This window comes from Flavobacterium reichenbachii, assembly GCF_002217435.1.
GTDB lineage: Bacteria > Bacteroidota > Bacteroidia > Flavobacteriales > Flavobacteriaceae > Flavobacterium > Flavobacterium reichenbachii.
The window spans coordinates 116,311-128,724 of the sequence record NZ_MUHF01000007.1 but is presented as its reverse complement, the minus strand read 5'-3'; the positions used below and the strand labels follow the sequence as shown (position 1 = coordinate 128,724).

The 12,414-nt window shown below is 33.2% G+C and carries 16 protein-coding genes; 1 reads left to right on the top strand and 15 read right to left on the bottom strand.

Translation table 11 applies throughout. From position 1 onward, the window contains the following. Positions 1 to 145: 145 nt before the first annotated feature. Positions 146 to 775 (top strand): MarC family NAAT transporter, encoded by a 630-nt coding sequence (locus B0A68_RS07440; protein WP_035682462.1) that lies wholly within the window; start codon positions 146 to 148, stop codon positions 773 to 775. A gap of 77 nt (positions 776 to 852) precedes the next feature. Here the strand turns inward: B0A68_RS07440 and ctlX are convergent, their stop codons facing one another. The 15 genes from ctlX to rpmD all read right to left on the bottom strand — a co-directional run bounded on the left by ctlX (position 853) and on the right by rpmD (position 12,407). Further along, on the bottom strand, positions 853 to 1,788 hold the full coding sequence (gene ctlX, locus B0A68_RS07435) for a citrulline utilization hydrolase CtlX (RefSeq protein ID WP_035682464.1): 936 nt from the start codon (positions 1,786 to 1,788) through the stop codon (positions 853 to 855). Between the two features lie 77 nt (positions 1,789 to 1,865). Further along, on the bottom strand, positions 1,866 to 2,780 hold the full coding sequence (locus B0A68_RS07430; protein WP_035682467.1) for a dimethylarginine dimethylaminohydrolase family protein: 915 nt from the start codon (positions 2,778 to 2,780) through the stop codon (positions 1,866 to 1,868). A 65-nt stretch (positions 2,781 to 2,845) separates the two neighbouring features. Beyond that, entirely contained in the window at positions 2,846 to 4,123 is a 1,278-nt protein-coding gene (locus B0A68_RS07425; protein WP_035682470.1) for a citrate synthase, read from the bottom strand. A 156-nt stretch (positions 4,124 to 4,279) separates the two neighbouring features. Next, positions 4,280 to 5,572 carry a phosphopyruvate hydratase gene (gene eno / locus B0A68_RS07420; RefSeq protein ID WP_035682473.1) on the bottom strand — a complete coding sequence of 431 codons (1,293 nt, stop codon included), beginning with the start codon at positions 5,570 to 5,572 and terminating at the stop codon, positions 4,280 to 4,282. Positions 5,573 to 5,672: 100 nt separating this feature from the next. Next, positions 5,673 to 6,791 carry a glutamine-hydrolyzing carbamoyl-phosphate synthase small subunit gene (gene carA / locus B0A68_RS07415; protein WP_035682476.1) on the bottom strand — a complete coding sequence of 373 codons (1,119 nt, stop codon included), beginning with the start codon at positions 6,789 to 6,791 and terminating at the stop codon, positions 5,673 to 5,675. Between the two features lie 250 nt (positions 6,792 to 7,041). Next, positions 7,042 to 7,533 carry a 50S ribosomal protein L17 gene (gene rplQ, locus B0A68_RS07410; protein ID WP_035682480.1) on the bottom strand — a complete coding sequence of 164 codons (492 nt, stop codon included), beginning with the start codon at positions 7,531 to 7,533 and terminating at the stop codon, positions 7,042 to 7,044. A gap of 36 nt (positions 7,534 to 7,569) precedes the next feature. Then, positions 7,570 to 8,562, bottom strand: coding sequence for a DNA-directed RNA polymerase subunit alpha (locus B0A68_RS07405; RefSeq protein ID WP_008464329.1), 993 nt, complete (start codon positions 8,560 to 8,562; stop codon positions 7,570 to 7,572). A gap of 21 nt (positions 8,563 to 8,583) precedes the next feature. Then, positions 8,584 to 9,189, bottom strand: a complete 606-nt coding sequence (gene rpsD, locus B0A68_RS07400) for a 30S ribosomal protein S4 (RefSeq protein ID WP_035619621.1) — start codon at positions 9,187 to 9,189, stop codon at positions 8,584 to 8,586. Between the two features lie 90 nt (positions 9,190 to 9,279). Continuing rightward, a complete protein-coding gene (gene rpsK / locus B0A68_RS07395) occupies positions 9,280 to 9,663 on the bottom strand; it encodes a 30S ribosomal protein S11 (RefSeq protein ID WP_007803677.1) in 384 nt (127 codons plus the stop codon). An 8-nt stretch (positions 9,664 to 9,671) separates the two neighbouring features. Continuing rightward, the gene (rpsM, locus tag B0A68_RS07390; RefSeq protein ID WP_012022478.1) at positions 9,672 to 10,046 is read right to left on the bottom strand and encodes a 30S ribosomal protein S13; all 375 of its coding nucleotides are present in this window, start codon (positions 10,044 to 10,046) and stop codon (positions 9,672 to 9,674) included. Between the two features lie 2 nt (positions 10,047 to 10,048). Next, the gene (gene ykgO, locus B0A68_RS07385) at positions 10,049 to 10,165 is read right to left on the bottom strand and encodes a type B 50S ribosomal protein L36 (RefSeq protein ID WP_002987490.1); all 117 of its coding nucleotides are present in this window, start codon (positions 10,163 to 10,165) and stop codon (positions 10,049 to 10,051) included. A gap of 12 nt (positions 10,166 to 10,177) precedes the next feature. Beyond that, positions 10,178 to 10,393, bottom strand: coding sequence for a translation initiation factor IF-1 (gene infA / locus B0A68_RS07380; protein ID WP_007136545.1), 216 nt, complete (start codon positions 10,391 to 10,393; stop codon positions 10,178 to 10,180). A gap of 7 nt (positions 10,394 to 10,400) precedes the next feature. Continuing rightward, positions 10,401 to 11,747 (bottom strand): preprotein translocase subunit SecY, encoded by a 1,347-nt coding sequence (gene secY / locus B0A68_RS07375; RefSeq protein ID WP_035682483.1) that lies wholly within the window; start codon positions 11,745 to 11,747, stop codon positions 10,401 to 10,403. Positions 11,748 to 11,760: 13 nt separating this feature from the next. Beyond that, complete coding sequence (gene rplO, locus B0A68_RS07370) at positions 11,761 to 12,213, bottom strand: 50S ribosomal protein L15 (protein WP_035682485.1); 453 nt, start codon at positions 12,211 to 12,213, stop codon at positions 11,761 to 11,763. Positions 12,214 to 12,224: 11 nt separating this feature from the next. Then, on the bottom strand, positions 12,225 to 12,407 hold the full coding sequence (gene rpmD, locus B0A68_RS07365; protein WP_007803665.1) for a 50S ribosomal protein L30: 183 nt from the start codon (positions 12,405 to 12,407) through the stop codon (positions 12,225 to 12,227). Positions 12,408 to 12,414 lie beyond the last annotated feature (7 nt).

Below are 12,414 nucleotides of genomic sequence, written 5' to 3'. Positions count from 1 at the left end.
ATTTATAGTGCAAAAGTAATTAAAAATAGTGAGTTAACTTTATGTTATTGATTTAGAATTGATAGCAATTAAAAACAATATCCTAATACAAAATCGCATTGAGCGGTTAAAAAAATAGTACATTTACTATATCAACCTAAACTTTATGGATCTATTTATTTACTTATTTGCGGCCTTATTTTCTGTACTGAATCCAATTGGAACTGTTCCTATTTTTGTGGGACTTACTCAGGATGACTCTCAAAAAGAACGCTCCCGGATTTCATTATGGACAGCGGTAAATGTTTTTATCATCTTGATGGTTTCTTATTTAATTGGTAAATACGTATTGACCTTTTTTGGGATTAGTATTGATGCGCTTCGAATTGCTGGAGGTATTATAATCGTTAATTCAGGTTTTTCACTGCTCTCCGGAAAATTCAACAAAAAAAGAGGGATCAACAAAAAAATTGAAAATGATGCACAACATCGAAATGACATTGCTTTAACTCCTTTGGCTATACCGATGTTGGCTGGACCTGGATCAATCTCTTTATTGATTGCTTTCTATCAGGAACATCATAAAATGGAAGAAATTATTATATCAAGCTTAGCAATTTTAGCGATAGCTATTGTAATTTTTGTAATTTTAAAAAGCGCTCATTATTTAGCTCGAATATTAGGAGCCTCAGGGATTGTTGCTATTTCCAGAATTGTTGGTTTTATTGTAATCTCAATCGGAATCCAATATATAGTGAGTTCTATTATCAATATTATCAAAGGAAATTTAATGTAAATTTCACTTCAAAATTTAATAAAAAGAAAGGGATAAAGCTATAGCTTTATCCCTTTCTTTATTAATGAAAAAACTTTTTACGCTCTTGGCAAAAATACTTCAGCCATCATACATCTTGCACTTCCGCCTCCGCAAGCTTCGATTGTATCTAAACTTGAACTCAAAATTTCGGCGTGATTTTCTAATTGCGCAATCTGTTTTGGAGTTAAACTTTGATAAGCAGATGCACTCATTATAATATATTTTTTATCATTTGTTCCTCTAACTTCAAGCATATTACCCGCAAAATTATTTACCTGAGCTTCGGTTATCAAAATAACTTCTTTATTATCGGTTTTAAGATTATCTAAAATCATTTTTCGCTCTTTTTTGTCATCAATACAATCTGCACAGATAACAGCAAAGGTTTCTCCCAAACACATCATCACATTAGTATGATATATCAATTTGCGCTCTCCATCAACAGTTTGGAAAGCTTCAAAAATAACTGGAGCATAATCAAAATCTTCACAGAATTCTATAAATAATTCCTCATCAGCACGTGGGGATAAAGCACAATATGCTTTTCCGTTTGCTCGATCTAAAAGCAAACTTCCAGTTCCTTCCAAAAAAAATCCATCTTCTTCTGCAGAAGTATAATCCATTATATTGGCAATTTCAAAACCTTTTTCTTCAAGCGTATCCAAAATATCTTCACGACGTTCCTGACGACGATTTTCAGCAAACATTGGATATAAAGCTACGTCTCCATTCTCATGAAATGAAACCCAATTGTTTGGAAAAATACTGTCTGGAGTATCTGTCTCTAAAGTGTCATCAATAACGATAACATCAACTCCAACTGCCCTCAACTTTTCTACAAAAGTATCAAACTCCTGCTGTGCCTTTGCATTTACAGTACTTGGCAAAAGTCCGTCTAGTACTTTCTGATAATAATTATTTACTGCCGTTTGCTCGTTCATTCTAAAAGCAACTGGACGAATCATTACAATTGCGTTTGTTGTTTGTTTCATTTTTTTATATTTTTTGTTTCAGATTTTAAGTTTCACGTTTGTTGTAACTTGAAACTTAAAACCTGAAACTATTTTCTCTAGTCTCTAATTAATGGCAAAGTGGAGCATCTCAACAAGCCTTCTTGTTTTGCAATTTCTGCATACGGAATTTCTTCAACCGTAAAACCTTTTGATCTTAACCAGTTATTTAATCTTGTGAAATTCTTCTCCGAAACTACTACATTTTCATCAATCGAAAATACATTCGAAAACATATTATACATCTCGTTTCTTTCTATATGAAATAGATTTTCTTTCCCAAAAAGATTTACTAAATACAAATAATCAGCTTCTTCGCGAAAACCTCTTTTATATATAATCCCTTTATTTTTTCCAACAGGCTGAAAACAGCAATCCAAATGCAGAGCATTATCACGAGCCTCCAATTTAGATTTTACTAAATCAAATTCTTTGACAATTTTATTTGGAAATAATTCTTTAATATAATTTACACCATGTATATTGGTGCGAGCAGTAATATAATCTTTGTAATCGCTGCCTTTGTAAGTCCCAACAAAGATGTAATCATTCCACAACATTACATCTCCTCCCTCGATATGAACTTCTTCTGGCGGGCGGACGACCTTTAATGGATCAATTTTATCAACAATATATTGAATTGCATCCAACTCACGTTCGCGATCTGGTAAAATATTTGATTTTATAAAAACATCATCTATCACAAACCCAATATCTCTTGCGAAAATTTGATTATAATTTTCGATCAATTCAGGACGATAAACTGTAACATCATACTTTTGAAAAACAGCATTAAAAGCTTCCATTTCAACGACCATATCTTTTTCGATCGGATATGTTCCTGCCTTAATATGTTCCAATGATTTAGGATCATAGGCTTCATCAATTGAAGGAGTTGGCCCATTATGAACGGCTGAACCCAAAACTACAGCACGCAGTTTCGACGTTTCGTTCTTTACATTTAATTGCAACATAATTCTCTTATATTTTGGGTAAAGATAAAAAAAGCTTCACAGTTAAGTGAAGCTTTAGTTTTTTTTTATTTGTTAGACTTGAACTCTCTCAAAGGGTGTCCAGTATAAATCTGTCTTGGTCGGCCAATTGGCTCTTTGTTCTCACGCATTTCTTTCCATTGCGCGATCCAGCCCGGTAATCTTCCTATTGCAAACATTACTGTAAACATATCAGTAGGAATTCCTAATGCTCTGTAGATAATTCCAGAATAGAAATCTACGTTTGGATATAAGTTTCTTGATTTAAAATATTCATCTTCAAGTGCTGCTGCTTCTAATTTTTTAGCAATTTCTAAAATAGGATCATCAACACCTAAAGTTTCTAAAACTTCGTTAGCTGCTTTTTTAATGATTTTAGCTCTTGGATCAAAGTTTTTATAAACTCTATGCCCAAATCCCATTAAACGGAAAGGATCATTTTTATCTTTTGCCTTTGCTAAAAATTTATCTGTATCCCCGCCATCTTTGTTAATTTCTTCTAACATCTCAAGAACAGCTTGATTAGCACCTCCATGAAGAGGTCCCCAAAGAGCTGAAACTCCTGCAGAAATTGATGCAAATAAACCAGCATGAGAAGAACCAACCATTCTTACTGTAGAAGTAGAACAGTTTTGTTCGTGATCTGCATGAAGTATAAATAATTTATCTAATGCATCAACAATTATCGGATTTGCTTTGTAAGGCCCTGTAGGCAATTGAAACATCAACTGCATAAAGTTCTCTACATATCCTTTTGTATTATCATAATAATTCAATGGATATCCCATTGACTTTCTGTAAGTCCAAGTAGCAATTACAAGAAATTTGGCCATTGTTTTACAAATAGCTTCATACATTTCTTTTTCATTTTCAACATTTACAGCTTTAGGATTAAATGCTGTTAAAGCACTAGTCAAAGCAGACAGAACTCCCATTGGATGTGCTGTTTTTGGAAAACCATCAATGATATTTTTCATTTCTTCGTTTACCAAAGTATGTTTTTTAATATCATTTTCAAATTGCTCCAATTGCTGAGCCGTTGGCAATTCGCCAAAAATTAAAAGATAAGATACCTCCAAAAATCCAGCTTTTTCAGCCAAATCTTCAATTGAATATCCTCTGTAACGCAAAATACCTAATTCTCCATCTAAGAAAGTAATCTCGCTTTTACAAGATCCAGAATTTTTATAACCTGGATCAATTGTGATTACACCTGTTAAATCACGTAATTTGTTAATATCGATAGCTGATTCATTTTCGCTTCCTGTTATTACCGGAAGTTCAATTTTTTGACCATCTACTTCTAATGTAGCTATTTTTGACATAATATATTGGAAATAAATCTTTAAAATAATAATTTATCAAATCTAAGGAATTTAACATTAATTAAAAAAAGAATACTGCTATGAATTTGTTAAAACTCCAAAAAAAAACCATTCATAAAAAATGAATGGTTTTTTTACAATATATAACTCTAACAATTACTTGATCTTAAAAGCGTTTAATCCAGGAAAATAAGCGTTACTTCCTAGCTCTTCTTCGATTCTTAATAATTGATTGTATTTTGCCATACGGTCAGAACGAGAAGCAGAACCTGTTTTAATTTGTCCGCAGTTTAATGCAACAGCTAAATCTGCAATCGTATTATCTTCTGTTTCTCCAGAACGGTGAGACATTACTGAAGTGTAACCAGCATTTTTAGCCATGTTTACTGCAGCAATAGTTTCTGTCAAAGTACCAATTTGGTTTACTTTTACTAAGATAGAATTAGCAATACCTTTTTGAATTCCAGTAGATAAACGCTCAACATTAGTAACAAATAAATCATCACCTACTAATTGTACTTTATGACCAATTTTATCAGTTAAGTATTTCCATCCATCCCAGTCGTCCTCGTACATACCATCTTCAATAGAAATAATTGGATATTTTGCAGCAAGTTCAGCTAAATAATCCGCTTGCTCTTCAGAAGTTCTAATTTTTCCAGTTTCACCTTCAAATTTAGTGTAATCGTATTTTCCGTTTACATAAAATTCAGAAGCAGCACAATCAAGAGCAATCATAATTTCGTCACCAAAAGTATATCCTGCTTTTTCAACAGCTAGCTTGATAGTATCTAAAGCATCTTCAGTTCCACCAGCCAAGTTTGGAGCAAAACCACCTTCATCTCCAACAGCTGTACTCAAACCTCTATCATGTAATACCTTTTTCAAACTATGGAAAATTTCAGTTCCCATTTGCATAGAATGAGTAAAAGACGTAGCCTTTACAGGAAAAATCATAAATTCTTGAAATGCAATTGGCGCATCAGAGTGAGAACCACCGTTGATGATGTTCATCATTGGAACAGGTAATGTGTTAGCAGAAACTCCACCAACATATCTGTATAATGGCAGACCAAGCTCATTTGCAGCAGCTTTTGCAGCAGCTAATGAAACTCCTAAAATAGCATTAGCCCCTAACTTAGATTTGTTTGGAGTTCCATCTAAATCAATCATTAGTTGATCAATTGTATTTTGTTCAAACACAGAAGTACCAACTAATTCTTCAGCAATAACAGTATTTACATTATTCACTGCATTCAAAACTCCTTTACCAAGATAAGCTTTACCTCCGTCACGTAATTCAACAGCTTCGTGCTCTCCAGTTGATGCCCCAGAAGGAACAGCAGCTCTACCTAAAACTCCATTTTCAGTTATTACATCAACTTCAATAGTAGGATTACCTCTAGAATCAAGAATTTGTCTTGCGTGAATTTTAATTATAATACTCATTATTTTTGTTTTTTATTAATAAATTATATTTTTTTTCGAAATTATAAAAATATTTAATAGTAAATACGCATTATACTCATTAAACATGTTTATTTATTAACTACATCGTTTTAGAACCTGCTTGTTTTATATTCTCAACAAATTGATCAAATAAATAAGACGAATCGTGTGGTCCAGGACTAGCTTCAGGATGGTATTGTACTGAAAAACAATTTTTATTTTTCATTCTCATTCCTGCTACAGTGTCATCGTTTAAATGTATATGCGTAATTTCTAATTCCGGATGACCGTCTAAAGCTTCTTTTTTAACCGCAAAACCATGATTTTGAGAAGTAATTTCACCTTTACCAGTAATAATGTTCTTTACCGGATGATTAATTCCGCGATGACCACCAAACATTTTATAGGTCTTTACGCCATTCGCCAAAGCTATAATCTGATGACCTAAGCAAATCCCAAACAATGGTTTATCATCTGCAATAATTTCCTTAGCAACTTGTATCGCACCAAAAAGAGGATCTGGATCACCAGGTCCGTTTGATAAGAAATAACCATCAGGATTAAATTCAGCTAAGTCTTTATAAGTAGAATCGTAAGGAAAAACTTTAATGTAACAATCTCTCTTAGCTAGATTTCTCAAAATGTTCTTTTTTATTCCAAGATCTAAAGCAGAGATTTTATAGGCAGCATTTTCATCTCCAAAAAAATAAGGCTCAGTAGTTGAAACTTTTGATGCCAACTCTAAACCTTCCATATTTGGCACATTCGCCAATTCTTTTTTCAACTCTTCAATCGAAGTTCCGTCGGTACAGATAACAGCATTCATAGCTCCATTGTCACGGATGTAACTCACAAGAGCTCTTGTGTCAACATCAGAAATACAGATTAAATTTTGCTTCGTAAAATAATCTTCTAAACTTCCAGAGGCATCTTCTCGTGAATAATTAAAACTAAAGTTTTTACAAACTAAACCAGCAATTTTAACACTGTCAGATTCAATTTCTAAATCATTAATACCATAATTCCCAATGTGAGCATTCGTAGCAACCATTATCTGACCAAAATAAGAAGGATCTGTAAAAATCTCTTGATATCCAGTCATTCCAGTATTAAAACAAACCTCCCCGAAAGTTTTACCACTGATACCGATAGATTTTCCGTGAAAAATTGTTCCATCGCTTAATAATAAAATGGCGCTTTGTCGTGTAGTATATTTCATTCTTTTACTTTGTATTGTTTTTTTATTGTCTAATAAAACCTTTAAAGCTTGTTTTATTTGTAATTAGATATTTTGCAAATTTACTCCTTTAAAAGAGTGCTTCCAAGATTTTTTAAAAATTTCATTCATAAAAATAAAACCTTACTGCCGAAATAAGTTAAATTTCATCTTGTTTAAAAAAATTCCAAAAAAAAAGGATAAACTAAAAATTAGCTTATCCTTGATTTCTATAGAATCATTACTTTCATAATTATTCAGAAGCTTCAGTAGTCGATTCTGATTCAGCAGCTGGAGCTTCAGAAGTAGTCTCCTCTGCTTTTTTTGCTTTACCACCACGACGGCTTTTTGCTTTTTTAATTTCTTTTTTACCTCCATTGTAAAGTTCATTGAAATCTACAAGTTCGATCATTGCCATATCAGCATTATCTCCCAAACGATTTCCAACTTTAATGATACGAGTGTATCCACCTGGACGGTCTCCAACTTTAGCAGCTACGTCTCTGAACAAGTCAGTTACAGCATATTTACTACGTAAGTAAGCAAAAACAATACGACGATTGTGAGTCGTATCTTCTTTTGATTTTGTGATTAAAGGCTCAACAAATTGTTTAAGCGCTTTAGCTTTAGCAACAGTAGTGTTAATACGTTTGTGCTCAATAAGAGAACAAGCCATATTAGCCAACATAGCTTTTCTATGTCCAGTCTGTCTGCTTAAGTGATTGAATTTTTTTCCGTGTCTCATTGCTATTTTAAATTTAATCCGCCGAGGCGGATTGAATTATTCTTTATCTAATTTGTATTTAGCTAAGTCCATTCCGAAAGTTAAATTTTTAACTGCAACAAGTTCATCAAGTTCAGTTAAAGATTTTTTACCAAAATTACGGAATTTCATCAGGTCATTTTTATTGAACGATACTAAATCACCAAGTGTATCAACTTCAGCCGCTTTCAAGCAATTTAATGCTCTAACAGATAAATCCATATCAACAAGCTTAGTTTTAAGCAATTGTCTCATATGCAATGACTCTTCATCATAAGATTCTGTTTGTGCAATTTCGTCAGCCTCGAGTGTAATTCTTTCGTCAGAAAATAACATGAAGTGGTGAATTAAAACTTTAGCAGCTTCAGTAAGAGCATCCTTTGGATTAATAGAACCATCAGTTTTAATTTCAAAAACTAATTTTTCGTAATCTGTTTTTTGCTCAACACGGAAGTTTTCAATTGCATATTTTACATTTTTTACCGGAGTAAAAATAGAATCTGTAAAAATAGTACCAATTGCCGCATTCTGTTTTTTGTTCTCCTCAGCAGGAACATACCCTCTACCTTTTTCGATTGTTAAATCGAAGTTCAATTTGATTTTAGAATCTAAGTTACAGATAACAAGGTCTGGATTCAAAACTTGAAAACCTGAAATAAATTTTTGAAAATCACCTGCTGTTAATTGATCTTTACCTGAAACAGAAATAGTAACTGATTCATTATCGATATCTTCAATTTGACGTTTAAAACGTACTTGTTTTAGATTAAGGATAATTTCGGTAACATCTTCAACAACACCTGAAATAGTAGAAAACTCATGATCCACACCCTCGATACGAACAGATGTAATTGCATAACCTTCTAATGCTGAAAGCAAAACTCTTCTAAGTGCATTACCAACAGTCAATCCATAACCAGGTTCTAAAGGTCTAAATTCGAATTTACCTTCAAAATCGGTTGAATCGATCATGATAACTTTATCGGGCTTTTGAAAATTAAATATTGCCATAAATTTCGACTAAGTCAATTATTATTTGTTGTACAACTCTACGATTAATTGTTCTTTAATGTTTTCTGGAATTTGAAGTCTTGCAGGTACAGAAACGAAAGTTCCTTCTTTAAGATCATTGTTCCAAGTAATCCATTCATAAACATGACTTGAATTTGATAAAGAACGTTCGATAGCTTCTAAAGATTTAGATTTTTCACGAACTGCAACTTTATCACCAGGCTTAAGGTGGTAAGAAGGAATATTTACAACTTCTCCATTTACAGTAACGTGTCTGTGAGATACGATTTGACGTGCACCTCTTCTAGAAGGAGCGATACCCATTCTAAAAACTACGTTATCCAATCTTGCTTCGCATAATTGTAATAAAACTTCACCAGTAACTCCTTTAGTAGCTGATGCTTTTTCGAATAAATTTCTGAATTGTTTTTCTAAAATTCCATAAGAATATTTAGCTTTTTGCTTTTCCATTAACTGAACAGCGTACTCAGATTTTTTTCCTCTTTTTTTAGCCATCCCGTGTTGTCCAGGTGGGTAATTTCTTTTTTCGAAAGATTTGTCATCTCCGAAGATTGCTTCGCCAAATTTACGAGCGATTCTTGTACTAGGACCAGTATATCTTGCCATTTTAAATTGTTTAAGATAGAGATTATGAATTCAGGTCTTATCCTTCGATAATCTATATTCTATCTAGGTTATACTATAAAAATTTGAGTATTAAACTCTACGTCTTTTTGGAGGACGACATCCGTTGTGAGGCATTGGAGTAACATCGATAATCTCAGTAACTTCAATTCCACCGTTATGAATAGAACGAATAGCAGACTCACGTCCGTTTCCTGGTCCTTTTACATAAACTTTTACTTTTTTAAGTCCTGCTTCAAGAGCTACTTTACTACAATCTTCTGCTGCCATTTGAGCTGCATACGGAGTGTTCTTTTTAGAACCTCTGAAACCCATTTTACCAGCTGAAGACCAAGAAATAACTTCACCTTTCTTATTAGTCAAAGAAATGATAATATTGTTGAAAGTCGCAGAAATATGAGCTTCACCCGTTGATTCAACGATAACTTTACGTTTTTTTGCAGTTGCTTTAGCCATATTACTTATTATTTAGTTGCTTTTTTCTTGTTAGCAACAGTTTTTCTTTTACCTTTTCTTGTTCTAGAGTTGTTTTTAGTTCTTTGTCCTCTTAAAGGAAGACCAGATCTATGACGGATACCTCTGTAACAACCAATATCCATTAAACGTTTGATGTTTAAAGAAACTTCAGAACGTAATTCTCCTTCAATTTTGTAAAATGAAACTGCATCACGAATTGCTCCGATCTCGTCGTCATTCCAATCTTGAACTTTTTTATCTTGGCTAACTTGAGCTTTCTCTAAAATCTCAATAGCTCTACTTTTTCCTAATCCGAAGATGTAGGTAAGTGCTATAACACCTCTCTTATTTTTTGGGATATCTACCCCTGCTATTCTTGCCATAATTATCCTTGTCTTTGTTTAAATCTAGGATTTTTTTTGTTTATTACGTACAATCTCCCTTTTCTACGCACGATAATGCACTCGGCACTTCTCTTTTTTACTGATGCTCTAACTTTCATAGTGAATATCCTTTAATATCGATAAGTAATTCTTGCTTTTGACAAATCGTAAGGACTCATTTCTAGTTTCACTTTATCACCAGGTAATAATTTGATGTAATGCATACGCATTTTTCCAGAAATATGAGCAATTACAATATGTCCATTTTCTAACTCTACACGGAACATCGCATTTGATAATGCTTCAATGATTGATCCGTCTTGTTCTATTGCTGATTGTTTTGCCATAAATATATTAAGCTACCGCTTTTCTATTTTTACCAGTCTTCATTAAACCATCATAATGCTTGTTTAACAAGTATGAATTGATTTGTTGAATAGTATCTATTGCAACTCCAACCATAATTATTAATGAGGTACCTCCAAAAAACATTGCCCAAGATTGTTGTACATCCATAATACTTACAACAATAGCTGGGAACACAGCAATCAAAGCAAGGAATAAAGATCCTGGGAAAGTTATTAAAGACATCACTTTATCTAAGAAATCTGAAGTTTCAGCTCCTGGACGAACTCCAGGAATAAAACCACCGCTTCTTTTTAGATCATCTGCCATTTTATTAGTAGGAACTGTGATCGCAGTATAGAAAAATGTAAATACAATGATTAAAGTTGCAAAAACAAAATTATACCAAAAACCAAAGATATTACTAAATGCTCCAACAATAGATTGTGATGTATCTGATTTTGACAATCCTGCTACAGCTGCAGGAATAAACATAATTGCCTGAGCAAAAATGATTGGCATAACTCCAGAAGCATTGAGCTTAAGAGGAATCCATTGTCTATTACCCCCTGCTAAATCTTGCTCATAATCTCCAGTTGTTGTACGACGAGCGTATTGAACTGGAATTCTACGTACTGCCATTGTAAGCAATACACAAGCAATAATTACTAATAACCACACTATAATTTCAATAACCAACAACATTGGACCTCCATTGTTATTAGTAACTCTGGTTGTGAATTCTTGTATAAAAGCTTGTGGCAAACGGGCTAAAATACCAACCATAATCAATAATGAAATTCCATTTCCAATACCTTTATCCGTAATTTTTTCTCCAAGCCACATAGCAAAAATTGTACCAGTAACTAAGATAATAACAGACGAGAATAAAAATTCAGGAGAATTAAAGCCTAGCAAGAATGCACTACCAGGCAATGTTCTGTATAAATTATAGATATAAGTTGGACCTTGAACCAATGTAATAGCTATAGTCAACCAACGAGTGATTTGATTAATCTTTTTTCTACCACTCTCTCCATCATTTTGAAGTTTTTGCAAATAAGGAATAGCAATTCCCATTAACTGAACAACTATAGATGCAGAAATGTAAGGCATAATACCTAAAGCAAAAACTGAAGCTTTTGCAAAAGCCCCTCCGGTGAACATGTCAAAAATAGCCGTTAAACCATTAGTAGCTTGCCCCGCTAAACCTGTCAACTGAGTTGCGTCAATTCCAGGAAGCGTAACGTGTGCACCAAAACGATATACTAATAGTAATCCTAAAGTAATTAAGATTCTGTTTTTCAGTTCTTCGATTTTCCAAACATTACTTATTGATTCAATAAATTTCTTCATCTTAATAGATAAGTTATAAACTTACAGCCTCTCCTCCAGCAGCTTCAATAGCAGCTTTAGCAGTAGCAGTAAATTTGTGGGCAGTTACTTTTAATTTTGCTTTCAATTCTCCTCTACCTAAAATCTTAACGATTTCATTTTTAGTGGCAAGACGGTTAGCTACGAAATCTGTCATAGAAACAGAATCAGTAATGACACCATTGTCAACTAATAATTGAAGCGTATCCAAATTAACACCTTCGTATTCTTTACGATTGATGTTTGTGAAACCAAACTTAGGTACACGTCTTTGAAGCGGCATTTGCCCTCCTTCAAAACCAATCTTTTTAGAATAACCAGAACGAGATTTTGCTCCTTTGTGACCTCTTGCTGAAGTACCACCTTTTCCAGAACCTTCTCCCCTACCTAATCTTTTATTTTGATTGTGGGTTGACCCTTCAGCTGGTTGTAAGTTACTTAAATTCATAACATTATTTGTTATTTAGTTTCTTCTACAGAAACTAAGTGTTTAACTTTGTTTATCATACCAAGGATAGCAGGGTTTGAATCATGCTCTACAACTTGTCCCATTTTACGTAGACCCAAAGCTTCCAAACCTCTCTTTTGAGAAAGAGGACAGTTGATTTTGCTTCTTACTTGTTTTACTAATAATTTAGCCATAATTTCC

What these genes read in the sequence shown, in the direction of transcription:
- rpmD (WP_007803665.1), bottom strand. Translation starts at nt 12,407, where the DNA reads ATGGCTAAATTATTAGTAAAACAAGTAAGAAGCAAAATCAACTGTCCT.
- rpsK (WP_007803677.1), bottom strand. Translation starts at nt 9,663, where the DNA reads ATGGCTAAAGCAACTGCAAAAAAACGTAAAGTTATCGTTGAATCAACG.
- infA (WP_007136545.1), bottom strand. Translation starts at nt 10,393, where the DNA reads ATGGCAAAACAATCAGCAATAGAACAAGACGGATCAATCATTGAAGCA.
- B0A68_RS07425 (WP_035682470.1), bottom strand. Translation starts at nt 4,123, where the DNA reads ATGTCAAAAATAGCTACATTAGAAGTAGATGGTCAAAAAATTGAACTT.
- rplO (WP_035682485.1), bottom strand. Translation starts at nt 12,213, where the DNA reads ATGAATTTAAGTAACTTACAACCAGCTGAAGGGTCAACCCACAATCAA.
- B0A68_RS07430 (WP_035682467.1), bottom strand. Translation starts at nt 2,780, where the DNA reads ATGTTGCAATTAAATGTAAAGAACGAAACGTCGAAACTGCGTGCTGTA.
- ykgO (WP_002987490.1), bottom strand. Translation starts at nt 10,165, where the DNA reads ATGAAAGTTAGAGCATCAGTAAAAAAGAGAAGTGCCGAGTGCATTATC.
- rplQ (WP_035682480.1), bottom strand. Translation starts at nt 7,533, where the DNA reads ATGAGACACGGAAAAAAATTCAATCACTTAAGCAGACAGACTGGACAT.
- carA (WP_035682476.1), bottom strand. Translation starts at nt 6,791, where the DNA reads ATGAAATATACTACACGACAAAGCGCCATTTTATTATTAAGCGATGGA.
- eno (WP_035682473.1), bottom strand. Translation starts at nt 5,572, where the DNA reads ATGAGTATTATAATTAAAATTCACGCAAGACAAATTCTTGATTCTAGA.
- secY (WP_035682483.1), bottom strand. Translation starts at nt 11,747, where the DNA reads ATGAAGAAATTTATTGAATCAATAAGTAATGTTTGGAAAATCGAAGAA.
- ctlX (WP_035682464.1), bottom strand. Translation starts at nt 1,788, where the DNA reads ATGAAACAAACAACAAACGCAATTGTAATGATTCGTCCAGTTGCTTTT.
- rpsD (WP_035619621.1), bottom strand. Translation starts at nt 9,189, where the DNA reads ATGGCAAGATATACTGGTCCTAGTACAAGAATCGCTCGTAAATTTGGC.
- B0A68_RS07440 (WP_035682462.1), top strand. Translation starts at nt 146, where the DNA reads ATGGATCTATTTATTTACTTATTTGCGGCCTTATTTTCTGTACTGAAT.
- B0A68_RS07405 (WP_008464329.1), bottom strand. Translation starts at nt 8,562, where the DNA reads ATGGCAATATTTAATTTTCAAAAGCCCGATAAAGTTATCATGATCGAT.
- rpsM (WP_012022478.1), bottom strand. Translation starts at nt 10,046, where the DNA reads ATGGCAAGAATAGCAGGGGTAGATATCCCAAAAAATAAGAGAGGTGTT.